We start from the raw sequence: 20,641 nt of genomic DNA, 5'->3' as shown, positions 1-20,641 counted from the left end.
CCCTATCTGGTGACCTTGTCGCGGCCTCTGACCAGCCGGGAGACGACGAACCAGGCGACGGCCGCGACGACCAGCACGATCACCACGTTGGACAACACGCCCGCGTAGTCTTCGACGACGGCCCAGTTCTCGCCCAGGTAGTAGCCCGCGAGCACGAACACCGTGTTCCAGATGGCGCTGCCCAGCGTCGTGAACAGCAGGAACGTCGCCATCGGCATGCGGGTGACCCCGGCCGGGATCGAGATCAGGCTCCGGAAGATCGGGATCATCCGGCCGAAGAACACGGTCTTGCGGCCGTGGCGGGCGAACCACGCCTGGGTCTTCTCGATGTCCGACAACTTGATCAGCGGCAGCTTCGCCGCCAGCCGCATCATCCGCTCCTCGCCGAGCAGCGCGCCGATGCCGTAGAGGGCGACCGCGCCCACGACCGACCCGATCGTCGTCCAGATCAGGACCGCCGTCAGCGACAGGTCGCCCCGCGCGGCGGTGAACCCGGCGAGGGGCAGGATCGCCTCGCTGGGCAGCGGCGGGAAGAGGTTCTCCAGGGCGATCGCGAGCCCGGCCCCGGGCGCCCCGAGCGTCTCCATCAGTCCGATGACCCACCCGGCGATGCCGCCGAGGTCGCTGCTCAATTGGTTCCCCCTGGAATTCGGCTCCGTCCACGCTAGGGCCGCGAAGATCAGCGCCGGATGAGCGAGGCGTTAACCCCGCGCTAACCAAGAGGCGGGGGCGACCACGCCGTGACGGGTCTGCCGCACGATCTCGGCGAGCACCTTCTCGGCCGCCACGGACGCGTCCAGCCCCGGCCCGACGTGGCCGACGAGCCGCCCGTCGACGGCCTCGATCTGGGCCACCCCTTCGCCGAGCGCGAGGTCGGCGACGCGCTGGACGCCCGGGACGTCGACCCAGCGCCCCCCGGCCCGCACCCAGCCCGGCCCCCGCTCCACCTGCGGGATCCCGAAGTCGCCCAGGGCGACGTCACCGTCGGCGGCCGCGACGACGAGTCGTTCGACCCCGCCGAGCAGCGCGGCGGCCTCGTCGGCGGTGGCCAGCCGGGCGTCGAGGCCGAGCCCGCAGCCGAGCTTCCCGTCGAGCCGGTAGACGTCGAACTCGACGGGCGCGTCGAAGCTCCGGTCACCCGCGCCCGGCTCCAGCCCCGCCGCCGGCAGGATCACGCGCGAGTGCCCGGTCGTGTTGTTGACCACGACGTCACGGTGACAGGGCATGCCCCGGGCCCGTTCGGCCGCCCGCATGGCGGCGTTGAGCCGGGCCGAGTCGTACCGGCCGTATTTGTACGCGGCCAGCGCCGCCGCGTTCATCCGCGCGACCGCCTCGGGGAACCACGGAGTGGCGGTGAACGGGATCCAGGTCTCCTGGGAGATCGTGCCGACGTAGTCGCGCAGCTCCGGCGAGAACCGGTTGCTGCACAGGCAGTTGAGCAGGCACCCGGGCTCCCCGGTCCAGCGGGTCAGCAGCGCCGCGAACGCCGCCATCACGACCGCCAGCGGCCGCACCCCCGACGCCCCCGCGATGGCCGCCACCGCCTCGGCCCCCGCCCGCGACCCGAGGAGCACCTGGTGGTGCCCCCTCTGGCCGGGAAACCGGTAGGGCAGCCCGAGCGAGCACAACGGCCGTTCCTCCAGGTGCCGCCCCCAGTACCGGATCGAGCCGTCCAGTTGCCGCCGCCCCGCCGGACTGCGCTCGTAGGCGGCCCGGTCGGCCGGATGGTGCTCGGCGGGCGGCAGCTCCCGCCCCGCCAGCAGCGCGGCCAGCTCGGCCCGCAACACGGTGATCGCCGACAGATCGGCCGCGACGTGCGAGACGTGCAGCACGACCAGGAACGGCATCCCGCCCCGGGTGACGACCCGCGCCCTGACCGGCAGATCGGCGGCCGGATCGAAGACCCGCCCCCCGGACACCATCCAGTCACGCTCGGTCCCCGTCGCCTCGACGACCTCGGCGACCAGCGTCCCCTCGGCCTGGACGACCTGCTCCCCGTCCCGCAGCAGCGTGCGCAGCGCCTCGTGGCGGCCGACCAGCTCACCCAGCGCCGCGCCCACCACGTCGAGCGCACCCGCCCGCGGCACCCGCACCACCGCCGACAGGATGTCGGACGGGCCGGGGAAGTCGGTCCTGATCCACTCCAGGACGTTCTTCTGCCCGACCGTGAGGGGCCACCGGCCGGAACGCGGGCCCGAGAACCGGATCTTGAGGTCGTTCATGGACGACCCCCGCTAGAGGTGACGGATCGGAAGATGCTGCCCTGATCGGCACTGCGCACTGTGACCGGACGGCTGGTTCAAGCCCACTCCTTCGCACCCGCCGAGAAATCCCCTCGGCATCGGTGGGAGAAGGCTAAATAGCGCTTTTGGGGGCGTCAAGACGGCATGTAACTTTCATAATGTTTCGACTGGCGGCGAATTCTTGACATGTCGCTGTAGCGAATTGTTACAGAACTCTTCACTATGGGCGCATTCCGATATTCGTCGCCCGAACGAGAAACGCCTTTTCGGACGGTCACGGTTCGCAATACGACGTTTCTGTACGCGGGCGACTCCAGCGCCACCCAGGCCTTCTAGGGCGAGAGACTCGGCCGGACCTGGACGGCGTCGAAGCTCAACGGGCGGAGACCAGGGCCGGGGGCGGGGGAAGGGCAGACCGCAGCGGCCGGGCGCGACCCGTCACTCAACGCGGGTGATCGGTCCACGCGGTCGCATCGTGACGCCTTGCCGACCCCACGGATATGCGGTGGAAACCGGCCTTTGCGCACGTCGGTGATCAGCGGGCGGGCAGGCGGAAATACAGACGGATTCGGACCGAAGCACGGGCCGCATCCCATCGGAGAGCCGGCAGGTTTTCACCAGATCCGTCGACCGGAGAATCCGCCGCCCGCAGCCGGGAGCCGCCACCATCACCCCGGAAACCGGCCACTCACCCTGCAAACCCAACGTCACCCACCGAAACCGATCGTCACCTCGGAACCCAGCCATCAACCCGCAGACCATCACCCCGGAAGCCCGCCACCACCTCCGAAGCCCGCCACCACTCCGGAAACCCACCACCACTACTCCGGAAACCACGCCACGCGGGGCGCTGCCGCCCCGCTGTCACCCAAGAGAACGCTTCGCGGTTTGCCCGTTCCACCCGATCACGCCAGGAGGCCTCACCCGCATCCCGGCGCCTGCTTCACGACACGCTCGGTGGGGGTACGGGGGACGATCTCAGGCCTCACCCGCATCCCGGCGCCTGCTTCCCCAGCGGGTAGGTCTCCACGGCCTCGTACCGCAACGGCGGCCCGGGGTGGCTCACGAACAGTTGCGTGTGGCCGGCCGTCCAGAAGGCCGACTCGAAGGTGCTCAAGGCAGTGGCCAGCGGCCCCAGGTCGGCCCCTTTGCGGCTTCTGGCGAGGGTGAAGTGCCCCTGATAGGGCCGTCCGTCAGGCTTTCCCACCCCCGCCCGCCGAGCCCCCGCCGCGATCGACGCCGCCAGCCGCGCCAACCGGCCGGGTTCCCGCACCTCCAGCCACAGGATGCCCACGCCGCCCCGTCCGGTGAACGTGACCGCCTCGCCGAGTGCGAGCGGCAGCGGCTCGTGGCGGCGTGCCGCCCGTGCCAGGCGGGCGCTCAGGTCGGGGCGGGCCCGGTCGGGCACCTCGCCGAGGAAGGCCAGGGTGATGTGCCAGTTGGCGGGCTCGACCCACGTCAGGTCGGGCCAGGCGGCCCGGAGCGGCGCCACGGCGCGGGTCACCTCTGCCAGCACGCCGGAAGGCGGGACCAGCGCGACGAACATCCTGCTCATTTCCGCAGTATCCACCGGCCGGTCCCGGCGCTCTCCCGAGGCTCTCTGAGGTCCCCGATTTCCCCTCCAAGACAGCGCGCCACGAAAGTTCTGCTTTTGGTCATTTTGAACAGCACCCCGACGACTACCGGTTCACCTCATTGGGCTATCCTCGCCACTGCCTTTATGTCGTCCTAAATGCGGACATTGCCCCCTTGGCGGTCCGTTGACGACGTATTCCGGCATTCCCTCCGTCCGAAAGGCGACTGGTGCGTTACCGTCTTGCGCCGCTTGCGGCTGCCGCTGTTCTCTCCCTGCCCTTAACCGCCGTCTCGGTCCCCGCCCAGGCCCAGGTCAAGCCGTGCGTCGGCCACGGCACCGACGCCGCGGTGCAGAGCCCGATCGAGATCGACCGGTCGAAGTCGTGCCCGGGGCACGGCCCGGCGATCACGATCCACTACCCGAACTCCGTCGACGGCACGATCCTCTTCCAGGACAAGGCTCCCCTGGGTGAGGTCAGCGAGCACGACGACGTCCGGTTCGTCATCGGCACCGGTGGCACCCAGCCGTACATCACCTACGGCGGCGAGCGCTACAACCTGAACAACGTGCACTTCCACGGCCACGCCGAGCACAAGTTCGCCGGCCAGGCGACCGCGCCGCTGGAGGCGCACTTCGTGCACACCAAGGCGACCGGCACCGGCTACGTGGTCTTCGGCGTGATGATCGACGCCAGGACCTTCCTCGGCCAGACCCAGCACGACCGCCTGATCAAGTCGCCGCCCGCCCTCGGCGCGTCGAAGCCCATCACGGGCGTGCACCTCAACGACATGCTCCCGGCGGACCGCGCGACCTATCGCTACACCGGCTCCCTCACGACGCCCGACGAGGTGGGCAACTACTTCCAGCCGGTGAACTGGGTCGTCTTCGACAAGCACTCGAAGGCCCACCGCCTGAACGTCCTCGGCTACCGCGCCCTGTGGGGCGAGGAGGGCAACTTCCGCGAGCTGCAGGAGAACCACCCGGCGGCGAACATCTACTCGTACCACTGACCCCAGCGGTCCGAACCCACGCCGGCCAGGGGTCACCCTTGGCCGGCGTGGCCTTTCCCGTCCCCGCCGGGAGGGCGGGCCGGCCTGATCGAGATCACCGCCAGGGGGACGCGCGGCGGCAGGTGGTCAAGAGAGCCTCCTGGCCAGCGGCGCCCGGGCTCTGGTGATCAGGGCCATCGCGCTCGCCAGCAGCGGCAGTCCCACCACGAGGGCGGCCAGGAACGCCCACGGAAGCGCGATCGTGGCCGGGTCGCCGGCGCCCCTCGACGTCATCGGCCGGCTCAGCGCCACCCCGGTCACCGTGCCGGCGGCCAGGCCGACCACGGCGCCCAGGCCCGCGATGAAGAGCGCCTGGCCCGCGACGGCCCACCGCAACGTCCACGGCGGGGCGCCGATGGCCTGCATGGTCGCCCGGTCGGGGCGCATGTCGGCCGCCGCCAGCCGGGTGGCCGCGAGGGTGCCGCCGACGACGAGGATCACGGCCGCGCCGAGCCAGACCCACAACCACACGGGGCCGCCCGGGTTCTGCGGGCCGGATTCGACGGCGATCGAGACGCGTGGGGTCACCTTGGTGAGGTCGCTCCACAGGGAGGAGCCGGTCGGGAGGTCGTGCGTCGCGTAGAGCTGGCGCGGGGTGGTGGTGAATCCGGCCTGCTCCACCAAGGCGCGGGGCAGCAGCGCGCCGCCCTGGAACTCGTCGGCGGGGGTGGCGACGACCGCGGGCACCTCGATCCGGCGGTCGGGGTGGGAGGCGACGCTCGCCCGCAACGTGATCTTCCCGTCGCGGACGTTGGCCGCGTCGAAGACCACCGCCTTCCCGCTCGCCAGCGCGGCGGCGGCCACCGGGTCGTCGCGGCCCTGGAGGAGGCGGAGCAGGTCGCGGTCGCCGACGGCGGCGGTGCGCGGAACGCGGACCCCGTTCCAGCGGGTGGTGTAGCGCATGGCGTAGCGGCGGCCCTCGGCGTCGTGGACGTGGTAGCCGACGGCCAGCGGCACGCCCGGCAGCAGGCGGGCCGCCTCGGCGCGCAGCTTCGCCCAGGTCGTGTCGCGCATCGTGCCGGCCCAGACGGCCAGCGAGCCCGCCGGCCGGGCCGAGGTGTAGGAGTCGTGGTAGTCGCGGCGCTGGCTCTCGGTCGAGATGCCGACCGCGACGGCCGCGGCGGTGACGGCCATGACGGCGGCCACGGCGCTGACCGTGCGCGACCGGTTGCGGACGGCGTCGCGGACCGCGACCCGCAGCGGCAGCCGCAGACGGGGCGCGAGCCGCCCGGTGAACCAGACCAGGAACGGCGTGAGGGCCACCAGGCCGAGCATGATCGGAAGGGCGGCGACGAACGGCCACACCAGGTCGTGCTGCCGCCGGGCCGCCACACTGGCGACCAGGCCGCCGAGCACCAGCGCCGCGCCGGTCACGGTCCAGGCCAGGGGCCAGCCGCGCCACGGCGTGGCGGGGGCACGCCCGGCCAGCACGGTCGCGGTGTGCTGGCGGCCGGCCTGGAGGGCCGGGACGAGCGCGGCCACCAGCCCGGTGACGAGCCCGATCGCCGCGACGTAGAGGACCTCCGTCCACGGGATCTCGGGAGGGCCGATCCGGCCGCCGAGCCGGGCGACGACCGGTGCGCCCAGCAGCCCCGCGCCGATGCCCAGCCCGGTGGCCACGAGGGTGGCGAGACCGCCGAGGATCAGGCCGTCGGCCAGCACGATCAGCCGCAGGTGCCCGGCCGAGCCGCCCTGCGCGGCGATCTGGGCCAGTTCGCGGCGGCGTCTGCGCAGGCCGACCGCGAAGGCGGGGCCGGCGAGCAGCACGGGCACCAGCACCACCATGATCACGAAGGCGGCGACCCCGATGGAGGCGGGGGTGTGCCAGAGCGCGGCCGGGCGGTCGACCCGGCCGGGGAGCAGGTCGCGGGCGACGACGAAGAGGCCGAGCCGGTTGAGCGCGGGCACGTCGTCCCAGGTGACGGGTCTCGGGGTGGTGGCGAGCCAGCCGGGGCCCGAATCGGACGGCGGACCGAGGTCGCGCGACCGGATCAGCGGCAGGTCGGGGCCCGCCACCTGCCGGATCGTCGGCTCGTGGGGGTGGTCGACGATGCCCGTCACCGTCAGCGGCGGCGCGTCGGCCGGGCGCAGCAGGTCGCCGGGCCGCAGGCCGAGGGCGGGGGTCACCACGACCTCGCCGGCGCGGGGCAGCCTGCCCTCGGCGAGGGTCAGGACGCCCTTGGTGAGGGGGTCGCCGAGGTCGGTCTCGACGGCGGTGACCGGGCCGGAGGGCAGCCGGACGGTGCCGACGCCGAAGGGGATCAGGCGGGTGCCCGGCCCGAGGACCTCGGTGATCTCGGAGACGCCGGCCGCGGGGCGCTCGTCGCCCGCGCGGGTCGACCAGGATCCCCCGGTCTGGTCCTGCCGGATCACCGTGCCCGGCGGGGTCTGGACCAGCCCGGCGTCGGCGGCGCCGATCCGGGAGGCGATCCCCTCGTCGAGATCGACGGTGGTGGTGGCGTAGAGGACGAGCAGGCCGGTGATCAGCAGCACGGGCAGGCCGACCATCACCATGATGAGCACGCTGCGCCCCCGCGCCCGCCACGCGCTCCGCCGCGAGATCCGCAGCGCCGCGACCAGGGCGCTCAGCGGGCCGCGACTCCGGGCCCGCCGCCCGTCCGGCGGCCGGGCCGCGCGGGCGTTCATCGGGCGCTCGCCATCGGCGCGTCGGTGGCGTCGGCGACCAGGCCGTCGCGGAGGAACACGACCCGGTCGGCCCAGGCGGCGTATCGGGGTTCGTGGGTGACGAGCAGCACCGACGCGCCCGCCGCGCAGCGGGCGGCCAGCAGGCGGAGGATCTCGTCGCCCGCGAGGGTGTCGAGGGCGCCGGTCGGCTCGTCGGCCAGCAGCAGGCGGCGTTCGCCCACCAGGGCGCGGGCGATGGCGACCTGCTGGCGCTGGCCGCCGGACAGTTCGTCGGGGAAACGGCCGGCGAGGGCTGCGGCGCCGATCTCGGTCAGCACGGCCATGGCCTCGTCGCGGGCCCGCCGGGACCGTACGCCGTCGAGTTCGCGGGGCAGCATCACGTTCTCGACGGCGGTCAGGGAGGTGATCAGGTTGAGGTCCTGGAAGACGAAGCCGACGCTGCGGCGGCGTAAGGCCGCCAGGTCGCGCACGGTGGCCAGGTCGCGGCCGTCGACGTGGACGGTGCCCGACGTCGGCCGGTCGAGGCCGCCCGCGATGTTGAGCAGGGTCGACTTGCCCGACCCCGACGGGCCCATGACCGCGACGAGTTCTCCTTCGCCGACCTGGAGGCTCACCCCTTTCAGGGCGTGGACGGCCGCCTCGCCGTCTCCGTGCACCCTGGTCACCCCGGCGAGCGCTACGACGGTCATCGTGCCTCCTTGAGAACGGCCTCGCAGTGGTCGAGCCACCGTTGTTCGGCCTCGGCCTGAAAGATCATGGAATCGAGCACGAGCAGCCGGGCCCGCCCCTGGGTGCTGTCGCGTTTGGCCCGGGTCAGTTGCTGGAGCGTGCGCATCGTGGCCGTGCGCTGGCGGCGGATGACCTCGGCGACGTCGACCTCTTCGGCCGCGACGGCCATGGCGAGCTTGATGACCAGCTCGTCGCGAGGCCGGTCGGACGGCACGACCGGCGTGGTGAACCATCGCTCCATCTCGGCCCGACCGGCCTCGGTGAGGGCGTAGACGACCCGGCCCTGGTCGTCGGACTCCCCCGGCTCGACCAGGCCGTCACGCTCCATGCGGGCCAGCGTCGTGTAGACCTGGCCGACGTTCAGCGGCCAGGTCGCCCCGGTCGACGCCTCGAAGTCGACGCGCAACTGGTAGCCGTGGCGAGGCCCTCTGCTGAGGAGGGCGAGCAGCCCGTGCCTGATCGACATGGTTACTCAGTATGCATACCGAGTATGCACCCGGCAAGTCGTCAGAGCAGCGAACGGCCGAACGCGGCGACGCCGTTGCGGAGGTCCCTGATCCCGGCCCGCCCGCGCGAGGGGTGCACGTTGTTGGTCAGCACCACCACGGTCAGCCCGCGTTCGACGTCGACGACGAGCGACGTCCCCGTGAACCCCGAATGCCCGTACGCGTCGGCGAGCGGCCCGACGATCGCCGGATCGCCGATCCGGAACCCCAGCGCCTGCCGGAACGACGCCCCCGCGACCTCGTGATCACGCGTCATCTCGGCGACCGATCCGGCCGACAGGACGCCGGCCCCACCTGTCCGCACGATCTCGGCGAACCGCATCAGATCAGCCGCGGTCGAGAAGAGCCCGGCATGCCCGGCCACTCCGCCGAGCGCATGGGCGGTCTCGTCGTGCACCTCACCCCGCACCACGATTCCGGCGCTCGCGGGTGATCCCCCGCCCGCCGCCGTGCGTTCAGGTCTGCACTCGGTCGCCGCGATCCTCGGCAGCAGGGACGCCCCCGGACGGTACGTCGTGTCCGCCAGCCCCAGCGGCCCCGCGATGATCCCGTCCACGAGCCGGTCGAGCGGCGCCCCGGAGGCGACCTCGCACACCCGCCCCGCGGTGATCATCCCGACGTCCGAGTACACGTAGGGGCCGGGCGGCCCCGTCACCTCCGCCGACAACACGAAGTTCCAGCGCGACCCCGCCGCGACCCCGTCGGGCCGCCGCCCCGGCGGCAGCCCGGAGGTGTGGGTCAGCAGATGCCGCAGAGTGATCGTCGGCCGGTCGCCGTAGTAGGCGGGCAGCCACGTGGCCACCGGCTCGTCCAGATCCACCGCCCCGGTCTCGGCCAGCGACACCGCCACCACCGTCGTGAACAGCTTCGTGAGCGACGCCAGGTCGAAGATGGAGTCGGCCGCCGCGGGAGGCCGTTCCAGGGCCAGGGTCCCGGCCGTGTCCGCGTACCGGACCAGCTCCCCCTCGGCCGCGACGGCCACCGGCTCGCCGTCGACCGCCACCAGGGCCACCGCCGCCGAGGCCACCTCCGGGACGGCCGAGGCCAGGAGGCGGTCAAGCATGGTGCAGGGCGGTGTCCAGGCGGTTCCCCGAGTCGGCGAGGATGGCGCGGGCCCGGTCGGCCGGGACGGCGCGTTCGATCATGACGACCGCCGTCTTGAGCTCCAGATCGGCGGCCTCCAGCACGGTGCGGGCCTCGTGGAGGCCGGTGCCGGTGATGTCGCTGACGATGCGGGCGGCGCGGTCGGCGAGCTTGGAGTTGGTCGGCGACATCTCGACCATGTGGTTCCCGTACGTCCGGCCGCTCCGGATCATCGTGATGGTCGACATCATGTTGAGCACCAGCTTCTGCGCCGTCCCGGCCTTGAGCCGGGTCGAACCGGTGATCACCTCGGGGCCGACGACGACCTCGATGGCGTGGTCGGCCGCGGCCGACAGCGGGCCGCCGGTGTTGCACGACAACCCCACGGTCAGCGCGCCGCGCCGGGCCGCCTCGGTCACCGCGCCGACCACGTAGGGCGCCCGGCCGCTGGCCGAGATGCCCACGACGGAGTCGAGCGGGCCCACGCCGGCGACCGCGAGCGCGCCCGCCTCGGCGTCGTCCTCGGCGCCCTCCACCGACCTGACCAGCGCCTCGTCGCCTCCGGCGATGATGCCGCGCACCTGGTCGGGCGAGGTGCCGAAGGTGGGCGGGCACTCCGAGGCGTCCAGCACGGCCAGGCGGCCGGAGGTGCCGGCGCCGACGTAGACCAGCCGTCCGCCGCGGGACATCCGCGCCGCGATCGCGTCGACGGCGGCGGAGATCCGCGGGATCACCAGGGCCACCGCGCCGGGCACGGTCGCGTCGGCCGCGTTCATGCGGCGGGCGATCTCCTCGGTGGGGAGCTCGTCGATGCGGCGGTGCCGGGGGTCGCTCTGTTCGGTGACCAGACCGCCCAGTGACTGTGTCATGAGAACTCCTTCCGATAGAGCCAGAAGACGCGCTCGACGCGGGCGCCGACGGCCTTGGCGTAGAAACCGATGGGCCCGACCCAGGCGATCTCCGCGACCGGCAGCCCGGCGGCGGCCATGTCGGCCAGGCAGCGCCGCAGCAGCGCCGTCCCGACGCCGAGGCCGCGGGCCGACGGGGTGGTGCCCATGGGGCCGAACCAGGCGGGACGCGCCCCCCAGGCGGCGAAGCCGACGATCTCGCCGCCGACCTCGGCGTGGTAGCAGCGCTCGGCCTCGACGGCCTCCCAGGCCCAGGCCTCGTTCCAGTTCTCCCGGACGAACTCGGCGACCCCCGCCCGGTCGTCGGAGATCGTGAAATCGCCGGGCAGGTCGCGCAGATCACCCACCAGGTCGACCGTCATGTTGCAGGCGGCCCGGTAGCGCTCGTACCCGAGGCTGTCGGCCAGGCACAACGCCGGCGTGTAGCGGACGTCGATGCCGGGCCAGGCGTAGCAGGGCGGGTTGCCGGCGAACCGCATCTCCCTGGCCCCGTGGGACCGGGCCCACTCCTCGGCCGCGAGCACCAGGGCACGCCCGGTGCCGCGCCGCCGGGCGGCCGGATCGACGGCCAGCAGGTCGACATGCCCGATATCTCCCCCCTGGGACATCGAGGCGAACACGACGCCGTCCTGCTTGGCGAAGGACGTCCAGACACGGCCGTCCGGCGGCGTGACCAGGCGGTCCACGAGCGCCTCGGCGGTGTCGGCGTCCCAGGTCAGAGCGTCTCGGAGCTTCACGCGACCGCTTCCACGGGGATCACGTCGCGCCGCTTCGGGTGGTAACAGGCGTGCGACTGCTCGCCGTCGGAGACCAGCGGGGGCGCCTCGGCCTCGCACTGGTCGGTGCGGAACGGGCAGCGGCGGGCGAACAGGCAGCCGGTGTCGGGGTGGGCCTCGTTCAGCGCCTCGGTCGGGACGACCCGCTCGGGGCCGGGCCGCTCCACGCCGTGCAGGACGGGGATGGCCGACAGCAGCGACTGCGTGTAGGGGTGGACCGGGCCCGAGATCACCCTCTCGGTCGGGCCGCTCTCCACGACCTGGCCCCGGTAGATCACGTAGAGCTCGCCGTCGCCGCCGATGTAGCGGGCGGTGGCGATGTCGTGGGTGATGAACAGGACGCTCACGTTCAGCCGTTCCCGCAGGTCCTTCAGCAGGGCCAGGACGCCGAGCCGCAGCGACACGTCGATCATGGAGACCGACTCGTCGGCGACCAGCACCTCGGGGTCGACCGTGAGCGCCCGCGCGATCACGACCCGCTGGCGCATGCCGCCGGAGAGCTGGTGCGGGTAGCGCGGCAGCACGTAGCCGGGGTCGATGCCGACGAGGGCCAGCAGCTCACGGGCCCGCTCCTCCATCCACGCCTTGCCCCGGCCGGTCTGCTTGGCGCGCAGGGCCAGCGGCGCGGCGAGGGTCTGGTGGATGGTCCGGGTCGGGTTCAGCGCAGAATAGGGGTCCTGGTGGATGAGCTGGATCCGGCGGAAGAACGGCTCGCGGTGCCGGGGCTTCAGCGACGACATCGGGGTGCCGTCGATGACGATGTCACCGGAGTCGTAGGTCTCCAGCCCGGCGACGATCCGGCCGAGGGTGGTCTTGCCGCAGCCCGACTCGCCGATGAAGGTGACCGCGCCGCCCCTCTCGATGGCGAAGTCGACCCCGCGCAGGGCGGGCACCGCGCGGGCGCCGAGCAGGTTCCCGCGCTGCTTGTACGTCTTGGTGATGCCGCTCGCGGTGATCACACATACTCCTTCGGGACGACCGGGGTGGCGGGCCGCCCGACCGCGTGGCAGGCCACGGTGCGGGCGTCACGGGTGACCGGCTCGGGGTCGACGGTGTCGCAGACGGCGATGCGCATCGGGCAGCGCTCCCGGAACACGCACCCCTGCTTGGGGATGGTGCCCAGCGTGGGCGGCCGTCCGGGCAGCGCCCGCGCCTCGTCGATGTCGCCCGACAACCGGGGGATCGCCCGGATCAGGCCCTTCGTGTACGGATGCCGGGGCGACCCCAGCACCTCGGTGGTCGGGCCGTGCTCGACGACGCGGCCGCCGTACATGACCGCGAGGCTGTCGGTGACCTCGGCCGCGACCCCCATGTCGTGGGTGATGATCAGCGTGGTCAGGCCGCGCTCGTGGTGGACGTCACGGACGATCTTCAGGATCGCCGCCTGAGTGATCATGTCGAGGGCGGTCGTGGGCTCGTCCAGGACCACCAGATGGGCGTTGAGGACCAGCGCGAACATGATCCCGACCCGCTGCCGCATGCCGCCGGACAGTTCGTGCTGGTAGGAGTCGAGCACCCGGCCGCCGTCGAGCCCCATCCGGCCGAGCAGCGCCCGCGCGTCCTTCAGCAGGGCGGGCAGGTCGTCGAAGTCGTGGGAGCGGCCCAGGTCGAGGAGCTGCTTGCCGACGGTCTTCAACGGGTTCAGGGAGTTCTGGGCCGCCTGGAAGACGTACCCGACCTGGCGGCCGCGGGCCCGCCGCAGCTCCTCGCCGGTCAGTTCGACCACGTTGCCGAGGCCGTCGATGTCGACGACGCCCTCTTTGATGCGGCCGGGCGGCTGCACCGCGTTGAGCAGCGACAACGCCAGGGTCGACTTGCCGGAGCCCGATTCGCCGACGATCCCGGTGATGGTGCCGGGCGCGAGCGACAGGGACACGCCCCCGAGCGCGGGGAGCTCCCCGGCGGGGGTCTTGTAGACGACGGTGAGGTCCTTGACGCGCACGCCGGGCGCGGAAGTCCTGGTCATGATCGGCCTACTCCTCACGCAGACGTGGGTTGAAGATCTCGTCCATCGCGTCGACGACCAGCACGATGCCGAGCGTCAGCAGCAGGATCGCCAGCAGGGGCGCCAGCAGGTAGGGCAGCGCGGCCGTGCTCGACAACGCGCCGCCGCCGAACACCGACAGGTTGAGCATCACGCCCCAGTTGTTGGCGTCGAACGGCAGCACGCCCAGGAAGAACAGGCCGACCTGCGCGTAGATCGCGCCGGTGACCGCGATCAGCATGTTCATCGCGATGTACGGCGCCATCGAGGGCAGCAGCTCGCGCACCACGATGTGGCGGGTCGGCAGGCCCAGGCCCTTGGCCGCCTCGATGAAGCCGCGTTCCCGCAGGGAGAGCGACTGCGACCGGACCGCGCGGGCGATGCCGCCCCAGCCGAGCAGGCCGAGCACGACGCCCATCTCGATCGGGCTGGTGAACTTCCACACCGTCGACAACACCAGCAGCAGCGGCAGGCCCGGGATGGTGAGCTGGAGGTCGGTGAGCCGCATGAGCACGGTGTCCCAGCGACCCCGGTGGAACCCCGCCAGCAGTCCGATGAGAGTGCCCAGGGCGACCGTGATCACGGCCGTGGCCAGGCCCGCGAGCAGCACGTAGCGGGTGCCGGTGACGACCAGAGCGAGCACGTCGGTGCCCTCGAAGTCGGTGCCGAACGGGTGGGCCCAGCTCGGCGAGGCGTAGAGCGCGTTGTCGTCGCGCGGCAGCGGGTTCGGGTAGAGCAACGGGCCGAACACGCCCATGAACACGAACAGGACGACGATGGCGACGCCGGCCATGCGGCTCGGCTTGCGCCGCAGCACCCGCCCGACGCCGCGCCAGAAGTTGCGGCGCATCGAGAGGGGCGCGGGCGCCACCGGTGACGTGACGGTCATGCCTCGGCTCCCTTGCGGACTCGGGGGTCGATGACGGCGTACAGGAGGTCGGCCGCGATGTTGGCGACGACGATGGCGACGGTGAGCACCAGGAAGGTGCCGCCCATCAGCGCGTAGTCGCGGGCGCCGATGCTGTTGACGAGCAGCAGGCCCAGACCCGGGTAGTTGAAGATCGACTCGATGAAGATCGCGCCGCCGAAGAGCAGGCCCAGCGACAGGGCCAGGATCGTGAACAGCGGCAGGATCGCGTTGCGGGCGATGTAGCGGAACAGGATGCCCCGGCTCATGCCGCGCAGTTCGGCGGCCATGATGAAGTCGTCGCCGAGCACGGTCGCCACGCTCGACTTCATCGCCAGGATCCACCCGCCGTAGCTGGCCAGCGCATAGGTGAGCACGGGCAGTGTGGCGTGCTGGATCAGCGAGGCGATGTAGGGCCCGTTGAAGCCCGGGGTGAACTCGATGTCGACCGGGCCGCCCGCGGGCAGGATCGGCCACAGCGTGGAGAAGACGGCCACGACCAGCAGGCCGATGACGTACTGCGGGATGCCGTGCAGCAGCGAGCCCGAGATCGCCAGGGCGTCGCCGAGCTTGCCCGACCGCTTGATCGCCGCGTAGACGCCCAGCGTCACGCCGAGCAGGAAGCTCAGCAGCGTGCCGCCGAGCACCGGCAGGATCGTCCACTTCGCGGCCGACCCGATCAGCGTCGCCACCCCCGTGCCGGGGGTGCTGAGCGACTGGCCGAGGTCGCCGTGGAGCAGGCCGTTCAGATAGTCGGTGTACTGGTCCCACAGGCTCCCCGTCGGCAGGAAGCCGTAGAGGGCCGCGGTGGAACGTTCCGCCTGGTCGGGTGACATGCCCTGTTCGATGAGCTTCTCGTACTGGCCCCTGACGGGGTCACCCGGGATGTTGCGGATGATCACGAAGCTGAGCGTGGTGACCACCCAGATCATGGCCAGGCCGCGGGCCAGGTGGCCGGAGAGCCGCCGGACGACGGTTTTCATCGGGTCCCCTGTTCCTTGATCAGGCCGAGCTGCATCCACACGCCGGCCGACAGGCGCAGCACGTCGCTGTCGTTGGGCGGCCAGCCGGTGAAGCGGGTGGTGTTGACGAACTGGGTGTTGACGTAGTCGTAGAGCTGGATCATCGGCAGGTTCTGGTTGGTCAGCCGGGCCAGGGTGCCGACGATCTGCTTCTGCTGCGCGGGCGTGGCGGCGTTGAGCTGGTTGGTGAGCGCGCCCGGGTCGATCCCGTCGAGGGTCTCGGGGCCGCCCATCCAGTTGCCCTCCTTGCCCGGAGGCACGCGGGTGAGGTTCCCGGCGAGGAGCTGCCAGCCGTTGGCCGAGCCGTAGATCCGCTGGTAGATGTTGTACGGCGCGGGCCCGAGGGCCATCAGCCACAACCCGATGTCATACTTCCCGGCCGCCAGCTCGTCGAGGTAGAGCGTGTAGTCGGCCGAGGTCAGCACCGAGGCCTGGATGCCGTGGTCGTTGAGCTGGCTAGTGATCGCCTTGGCCGCGGCGACCCAGTCGGAGAACGAGGCCGGCACGTGGAGCTCCACGACCCAGGGCGAACCGTCGGGCATGGCCCACTTGCCGTTCGTGTACGTCATCCCGGCGGCCTTGAGCTCCTGCGCCGCCTTGGCGGGGTCGAGCTTGTACTGGTCGAGGCCGTTGATCGAGTCGCCCAGCCACGACTTGGCCGCCTCGGCGTGGATGCCGGTGGTGGTCTGCGACGGGGTGCCGCCCTCGGGCGAGGCGACCTTGGTGACCTGCGACCGGTCGATCAGGTAGGCCAGCGCCTTGCGGACGTGCACGTTGTCGTAGGGCGCCTTCGTCTGGTTGAACGCCATCGACACGGCGACCGGCGAGAAGCCCTTGACGACCTCGTTGCCGTCGGTCTGCCGGATGCGGTTCAGCACGCCGCTCGGCACCGCCGTGAAGGGCGCGCTGTCGAGGCGTCCGGCGATCAGGTAGTTCCAGATCTGCTGGTTGCCGGTGTAGTTGAGCACCTTCACCCGGTTGGGGGCGATCTTGTCGCTGGCCCAGAAGTGCTTGTTCTTGACCAGCAGCGCCTCGCCCGGGTTCACCCGCTCCAGCACGAACGGGCCGGCCGAGACGTCCTTGGCCGGGGCGAAGGAGATGACCTTCTGCGCCAGCCCGGTGATCGAGGCCTTGGCCTTCTCGGCGGCGGGGCCGCTCCCCCTGGCCAGCTTGAGCTGGGTCCAGAAGTCGGCCGGCAGCAGCGGGCCGAACACATGGGCCGGGACGACCACGGTCGACAGGACGTTCCGCAGGAACGTGTTGCTCTTGTTGGCGCCCTGGGTGACCTTCACCGTGTGGGGGTCGACGACGATCACGTCGGCCGCCGCTCCGGCGGCCTTCGGGTCGACCGCGTAGGCGGTGCCGCCCTGGGTGTAGGCCAGGCCGATCGAGGTCTTGACGTCCTGGCTGGTCACGGGCTTGCCGTCGGACCACTTGGCGTCAGGCTGGAGGTGCACCACGACCTCGCTCTGGTCGGGCGTGGTGGTCCAGCTCTGGGCGATCCCCGGGTAGAACTGGTTGGGGTCGACCGGGTCGTTCTTGGGCCAGGCCAGCGACATGGCGTCGTAGCCGAGGAACGTGTTGCCCTGCGGGTTGAACGGGTTGATCGGCGCGGTGGCGTCGATCTGCTTGGCTCCGTCGATCGTGGTGTAGACGCCCGCGTCACCGGACCCCCCCACGCCGCTGCACGCGGTGCCCGTGGCGGTCGCGATCACCGCCACGGCTGCGATCGCCGCGAGTCGTCTCATGAACTGCTCCTGGTTGCCGGTTTATCTGGACGATACGGGCGGCTTCCGGAGAGGTCAATTTTTTTCACCCGTGGCGACAGATGTGGAGTTAATTTTTACCAATAGGCGCCTAGCTGCGAAGACGTCTATCCGAATAACGATCTAGAGCGTCCTTGGTGACCCGGAGAGCGGCGTCGGCGGCGGTGAAGGTCCGCTGGGCGACGCCCACGAAGACGCAGTCGACGATGAGGAGCTGGCTGATCCGGGAGGCGAGCGCGCCGGGCCGGAACTCGGTCTCGCGGCCGGCCGAGACGAGCACGTGGTCGGCCAGCCCGGCCAGCGACGAGCGGGGGTTGTTGGTGATCGCCACGACGACCGCGCCGGCCTGCCGGGCGGTCTTCACCGGCTCGACCACGTCGGCCGTCTCGCCGGTGCAGCTCACCGCCACCCAGACGTCGCCGGGCGCGGCCAGCGCCGCGGCCGTCAGCGCCAGGTGGACGTCGGTGAACGGGTGCCCCGGCAGGCCGATGCGCATCAGCTTCTGCGCCATGTCGGCCGCGACCAGCCCGGAGGCCCCCACGCCGAGCATGCTGACCCGCTTCGCCTCGACGACGGCGTCCACGACCTTCCCGAGCCGCTCGGGGGCGAGCTGGGCGGCGGTGTCGGCGATGGCGTCCGACTCGGCGCGGGTGACCTTCGCGATCACGTCGGCGAGCGGGTCGGAGGGGGCCAGGTCGCCCGGCACCAGCCGGTCGGCCGCCCGCTGCGACTGGGTCTGCGCCGAGGCCGCCGCGAGCGCCAGGCGCAGCTCGGAGTAGCCCGAGAAGCCCAGCGCGCGGGCGGTCCGCACGATCGTGGCCTGGCTGGCGCCGGAGGCGGCGCTGAGCTCGGTGATCGTGCTCCGGGCGACCATCGCGGGATCGTCGAGGATCAGCCGGGCGATCGACCGCACCGACGGGGTGAGCGAGGGCAGCACGGCCCGCACGCTCGCCACCAGGTTCGCGGCTGTCGGTCCGCTCATGGGGGGCTCTCCTTCTCGGGGGTGGGGGGTCGATGGGCCAGCCGGCGCGCGGCGGCCCTGGCGGAGGCACGGGAGTTGCCGTGCGTGGCGACGTAACCGGCCCCGGCCGGGGGGCCGGGCAGGCCCGTCTCCACGACGATCGCGTCGGGCCGGGCCTCCAGAGCCCGGCCCAGCACCTCCCTTATCCAGCCGTGCCGGGCGGCGTCCTGGACGACGACCACGAGCGGGCGGTCCGAGCCGAGGTCGGGGAGGGGGTCGCCGACGGTGACGGAGACCGCCTGGGTGCCGGGGAGCAGCTCGGCCAGCGCGCGGGCGACGCCGGGCGGGGTGCCGCTGTCGGCGGCCTGGTGGGGGCGGGCGGTGACCTCCACGACCAGGGGGGCCCGGTCGAGGTGGGGTTCGCCGACCACGTGGAGGGCGGCGAGGGCGGCCGTCAGGCCCAGGTCGTCGTCGGGTTCGGCCGCGGCGGCGGCCCTGGCGGCGGCCTGGCCCGCGTGCCAGCCGACGAGGTCACGGACCCGCTGGGAGGCCTCGGCCAGGCGTTCCTCCGGGAGCCGTCCCTGCCGCACCGCGGCCACGATGGCGTCGCGGAGGGCGTACACGGACGAACCGTCGGAGGAGGAGATCCCCGCGCAGACCGCGTCGGCCCCGACGGACAGGGCGCGGACCGCGATCTCCTCCGGCGGCCAGTGGGCGGCGACCGCCCGCATCTCGATCGCGTCGGTCACCGCGAGCCCCCGGAAGCCGAGCGTGTCGCGGAGCAGCCCGGTCATGACGGCGTGGCTCAGCGTGGCGGGCACCGCGTCGAGGGCGGGCACGAGCAGGTGCCCGACCATGATCGCCCGCACCCCGGCGTCGATCGCGGCCCGGAAGGGGCGCAGGTCGCGTTCGGCCAGGGTCTCGGGGGACGCGTGCACGGTCGGGAGCTCCACGTGGGAGTCGGCGATCGTGTCGCCGTGGCCGGGGAAGTGCTTGGCGCAGGCCGCCACGCCGGAGCCCTGGAGGCCGCCGACCCAGGCGGCGGTGTGCCGGGCGACCAGCCCGGGGTCGGCCCCGAACGAGCGCACCCCGATGACGGGGTTGTCGGGGTTGGCGTTCACGTCGGCGACGGGGGCGTAGTCGAGGCTGATCCCGGTCGTGCCGAGCAGCCGCCCGATCCGGCGGGCGACGAGTTCGGTGACGTGGACGTCGTCGGCGACCCCGAGGGCCCGGTTGCCCGGCCACGAGCTGCCGGTCCGCGCCTCCAGCCGGGTCACCGACCCGCCCTCCTCGTCGACCGCCACGACGACGTCGGGGCTCTCGGCCCGGATGTCGGCCACCAGGTCGGCGGTGCGCACCTGGTCGGACAGGTTGCGGGCGAACAGCACGACCCCGCCGAGGCCGTCGCCGAGCGCCCGCCGCAACCAGTCGGGCGGCGCGGTGCCGTCGAACCCCGGCTGGAGCACGCTCATCGCCATCCGCTCAAGCCGCATGCGCGTCCCCGATCACCCGGCGGTGCGCGTCGGCCGACGGGAAGACCACCCGGAGCCCCAGCGCGGCGGCCCCGGCCGCGTTGTCGCGGGCCGGAATGGTCTCGACGTCGCCGAGTTCGGCCCTGACCAGCCGGGCGAGCTCGGTCGGCTGGGTGAGCAGGGACCCGGCGAGGACCATCGGGCCGGGGCCGGGCCCGAGCGCGCGGGCCGTGGCGGTCAGCCGGCGGGCGGCGTCGGCGAGGATGGCGGCGGCCGCCTCGTCGCCGTGGCGGGCGGCCTCGTCGACGATGGGCGCGAACCGGCCGAGGGAGGCGGGGCCCTGGTCGGCGACCTGGGCGTACACGCGGGAGACGATCTCGTCGGGCGAGCGGCCGAGGCCGAGCCGGTCGACCAGGCCGGTGCGCACGCCGCGGCCGTCGAGGGACTTCAGCGCCGCCGTGACGGCCTCGCGGCCGATCCAGACGCCCGAACCCTCGTCGCCGACCAGCCAGCCGTGGCCGTCGGCGACCCTGACCACGTCCCACCCCGCGATGCGGGCCGCGACGGAGCCCGTGCCGGAGAGCAGGACCGTGCCGTCGGGCTCGGCCGTCGCCCCGGCGAAGGCCACGAGCACATCGGCCACGACGAACGGGCGCCCGGGGAGCCCGGCCGCCCGCCAGGCCTCCGCCGCGAGCTTCCCGGCCCGCCCGGCGCCCGATCCGGCCAGGCCGAACACGCCGCCGGCGACCCGCGCCGGGTCGAGCCCGCGCATGGCCTCGCGGAGCGCGGCCAGCAGGCTGGCGGCCGGATCGGCCGCCGAGACCACGTTCGCCCCCGCGGCGAGGCCGCGCCCGGCGACCCGGCCGTCCTGGCTGACGACCACGCATCGGGTGCTGGTGCCCCCGCCGTCCACTCCGATGATCAAAGCTGTCACAGCGCATCCCCCTGGAAATACCTTCCAAAAAGGTACAAGAGTCTGAAGATTTCCTACAACGACCACGCTGTTAGCCTCG

The 20,641-nt window shown here is 72.5% G+C and carries 18 protein-coding genes; 1 reads left to right on the top strand and 17 read right to left on the bottom strand.

Annotated elements, in window-relative coordinates; translation table 11 throughout:
- Positions 1-2: 2 nt before the first annotated feature.
- The 3 genes from AW273_RS19440 to thpR all read right to left on the bottom strand — a co-directional run bounded on the left by AW273_RS19440 (position 3) and on the right by thpR (position 3,798).
- The gene (locus tag AW273_RS19440; RefSeq protein ID WP_083949871.1) at positions 3-587 is read right to left on the bottom strand and encodes a DedA family protein; all 585 of its coding nucleotides are present in this window, start codon (positions 585-587) and stop codon (positions 3-5) included.
- Positions 588-701: 114 nt separating this feature from the next.
- Complete coding sequence (locus tag AW273_RS19435) at positions 702-2,222, bottom strand: condensation domain-containing protein (protein ID WP_062349755.1); 1,521 nt, start codon at positions 2,220-2,222, stop codon at positions 702-704.
- Positions 2,223-3,228: 1,006 nt separating this feature from the next.
- Positions 3,229-3,798 carry an RNA 2',3'-cyclic phosphodiesterase gene (gene thpR / locus AW273_RS19430; protein ID WP_062349753.1) on the bottom strand — a complete coding sequence of 190 codons (570 nt, stop codon included), beginning with the start codon at positions 3,796-3,798 and terminating at the stop codon, positions 3,229-3,231.
- Positions 3,799-4,046: 248 nt separating this feature from the next.
- Between thpR and AW273_RS19425 the strand changes: the two genes are divergently transcribed.
- Complete coding sequence (locus AW273_RS19425; RefSeq protein WP_198168236.1) at positions 4,047-4,829, top strand: carbonic anhydrase family protein; 783 nt, start codon at positions 4,047-4,049, stop codon at positions 4,827-4,829.
- Between the two features lie 126 nt (positions 4,830-4,955).
- Here AW273_RS19425 and AW273_RS19420 read toward each other — a convergent pair whose 3' ends face one another.
- The 14 genes from AW273_RS19420 to AW273_RS19355 all read right to left on the bottom strand — a co-directional run bounded on the left by AW273_RS19420 (position 4,956) and on the right by AW273_RS19355 (position 20,562).
- A complete protein-coding gene (locus AW273_RS19420) occupies positions 4,956-7,514 on the bottom strand; it encodes an ABC transporter permease (RefSeq protein ID WP_062349749.1) in 2,559 nt (852 codons plus the stop codon).
- Positions 7,511-8,203, bottom strand: coding sequence for an ABC transporter ATP-binding protein (locus AW273_RS19415; RefSeq protein WP_062349748.1), 693 nt, complete (start codon positions 8,201-8,203; stop codon positions 7,511-7,513). Before AW273_RS19415 ends, AW273_RS19420 begins: the two co-directional genes overlap by 4 nt.
- On the bottom strand, positions 8,200-8,709 hold the full coding sequence (locus tag AW273_RS19410) for a PadR family transcriptional regulator (protein WP_062349746.1): 510 nt from the start codon (positions 8,707-8,709) through the stop codon (positions 8,200-8,202). Before AW273_RS19410 ends, AW273_RS19415 begins: the two co-directional genes overlap by 4 nt.
- Positions 8,710-8,750: 41 nt before the next feature.
- Positions 8,751-9,812 carry a serine hydrolase domain-containing protein gene (locus AW273_RS19405; protein ID WP_062349744.1) on the bottom strand — a complete coding sequence of 354 codons (1,062 nt, stop codon included), beginning with the start codon at positions 9,810-9,812 and terminating at the stop codon, positions 8,751-8,753.
- Complete coding sequence (gene murQ, locus AW273_RS19400; protein WP_062349743.1) at positions 9,805-10,701, bottom strand: N-acetylmuramic acid 6-phosphate etherase; 897 nt, start codon at positions 10,699-10,701, stop codon at positions 9,805-9,807. The genes AW273_RS19405 and murQ overlap by 8 nt, the downstream gene beginning before the upstream one ends.
- Positions 10,698-11,477 (bottom strand): GNAT family N-acetyltransferase, encoded by a 780-nt coding sequence (locus AW273_RS19395; RefSeq protein ID WP_232327504.1) that lies wholly within the window; start codon positions 11,475-11,477, stop codon positions 10,698-10,700. Before AW273_RS19395 ends, murQ begins: the two co-directional genes overlap by 4 nt.
- Positions 11,474-12,475: an ABC transporter ATP-binding protein gene (locus tag AW273_RS19390; protein WP_062349742.1), complete on the bottom strand. Its 1,002-nt coding sequence runs from the start codon at positions 12,473-12,475 to the stop codon at positions 11,474-11,476. Before AW273_RS19390 ends, AW273_RS19395 begins: the two co-directional genes overlap by 4 nt.
- Entirely contained in the window at positions 12,472-13,482 is a 1,011-nt protein-coding gene (locus tag AW273_RS19385) for an ABC transporter ATP-binding protein (RefSeq protein WP_062349741.1), read from the bottom strand. The genes AW273_RS19390 and AW273_RS19385 overlap by 4 nt, the downstream gene beginning before the upstream one ends.
- Positions 13,483-13,489: 7 nt before the next feature.
- Positions 13,490-14,389 carry an ABC transporter permease gene (locus tag AW273_RS19380; RefSeq protein ID WP_062349740.1) on the bottom strand — a complete coding sequence of 300 codons (900 nt, stop codon included), beginning with the start codon at positions 14,387-14,389 and terminating at the stop codon, positions 13,490-13,492.
- Positions 14,386-15,390 carry an ABC transporter permease gene (locus tag AW273_RS19375; protein ID WP_062349739.1) on the bottom strand — a complete coding sequence of 335 codons (1,005 nt, stop codon included), beginning with the start codon at positions 15,388-15,390 and terminating at the stop codon, positions 14,386-14,388. Before AW273_RS19375 ends, AW273_RS19380 begins: the two co-directional genes overlap by 4 nt.
- Positions 15,387-17,177 carry an ABC transporter substrate-binding protein gene (locus tag AW273_RS19370; RefSeq protein WP_062349738.1) on the bottom strand — a complete coding sequence of 597 codons (1,791 nt, stop codon included), beginning with the start codon at positions 17,175-17,177 and terminating at the stop codon, positions 15,387-15,389. Before AW273_RS19370 ends, AW273_RS19375 begins: the two co-directional genes overlap by 4 nt.
- A gap of 109 nt (positions 17,178-17,286) precedes the next feature.
- Complete coding sequence (locus AW273_RS19365; RefSeq protein WP_062349737.1) at positions 17,287-18,177, bottom strand: MurR/RpiR family transcriptional regulator; 891 nt, start codon at positions 18,175-18,177, stop codon at positions 17,287-17,289.
- Positions 18,174-19,649 (bottom strand): glycoside hydrolase family 3 N-terminal domain-containing protein, encoded by a 1,476-nt coding sequence (locus AW273_RS19360; protein ID WP_062349736.1) that lies wholly within the window; start codon positions 19,647-19,649, stop codon positions 18,174-18,176. The genes AW273_RS19365 and AW273_RS19360 overlap by 4 nt, the downstream gene beginning before the upstream one ends.
- On the bottom strand, positions 19,639-20,562 hold the full coding sequence (locus AW273_RS19355) for an N-acetylglucosamine kinase (RefSeq protein ID WP_232327503.1): 924 nt from the start codon (positions 20,560-20,562) through the stop codon (positions 19,639-19,641). The genes AW273_RS19360 and AW273_RS19355 overlap by 11 nt, the downstream gene beginning before the upstream one ends.
- Positions 20,563-20,641: the final 79 nt, after the last annotated feature.

The organism is Herbidospora yilanensis (genome assembly GCF_001570565.1).
Taxonomy (GTDB): domain Bacteria; phylum Actinomycetota; class Actinomycetes; order Streptosporangiales; family Streptosporangiaceae; genus Herbidospora; species Herbidospora yilanensis.
Note: the sequence above shows the minus strand (reverse complement) of the source record. Positions and strands in the feature narration are given on the sequence as shown.

Bases quoted from the DNA above. Each gene is read 5' to 3' on its own strand.
- AW273_RS19360 (WP_062349736.1), bottom strand. From the start codon at position 19,649: ATGCGGCTTGAGCGGATGGCGATGAGCGTGCTCCAGCCGGGGTTCGAC.
- thpR (WP_062349753.1), bottom strand. From the start codon at position 3,798: ATGAGCAGGATGTTCGTCGCGCTGGTCCCGCCTTCCGGCGTGCTGGCA.
- murQ (WP_062349743.1), bottom strand. From the start codon at position 10,701: ATGACACAGTCACTGGGCGGTCTGGTCACCGAACAGAGCGACCCCCGG.
- AW273_RS19380 (WP_062349740.1), bottom strand. From the start codon at position 14,389: ATGACCGTCACGTCACCGGTGGCGCCCGCGCCCCTCTCGATGCGCCGC.
- AW273_RS19440 (WP_083949871.1), bottom strand. From the start codon at position 587: ATGGAGACGCTCGGGGCGCCCGGGGCCGGGCTCGCGATCGCCCTGGAG.
- AW273_RS19410 (WP_062349746.1), bottom strand. From the start codon at position 8,709: ATGTCGATCAGGCACGGGCTGCTCGCCCTCCTCAGCAGAGGGCCTCGC.
- AW273_RS19365 (WP_062349737.1), bottom strand. From the start codon at position 18,177: ATGAGCGGACCGACAGCCGCGAACCTGGTGGCGAGCGTGCGGGCCGTG.
- AW273_RS19420 (WP_062349749.1), bottom strand. From the start codon at position 7,514: ATGAACGCCCGCGCGGCCCGGCCGCCGGACGGGCGGCGGGCCCGGAGT.
- AW273_RS19370 (WP_062349738.1), bottom strand. From the start codon at position 17,177: ATGAGACGACTCGCGGCGATCGCAGCCGTGGCGGTGATCGCGACCGCC.
- AW273_RS19375 (WP_062349739.1), bottom strand. From the start codon at position 15,390: ATGAAAACCGTCGTCCGGCGGCTCTCCGGCCACCTGGCCCGCGGCCTG.
- AW273_RS19435 (WP_062349755.1), bottom strand. From the start codon at position 2,222: ATGAACGACCTCAAGATCCGGTTCTCGGGCCCGCGTTCCGGCCGGTGG.
- AW273_RS19415 (WP_062349748.1), bottom strand. From the start codon at position 8,203: ATGACCGTCGTAGCGCTCGCCGGGGTGACCAGGGTGCACGGAGACGGC.
- AW273_RS19385 (WP_062349741.1), bottom strand. From the start codon at position 13,482: ATGACCAGGACTTCCGCGCCCGGCGTGCGCGTCAAGGACCTCACCGTC.
- AW273_RS19405 (WP_062349744.1), bottom strand. From the start codon at position 9,812: ATGCTTGACCGCCTCCTGGCCTCGGCCGTCCCGGAGGTGGCCTCGGCG.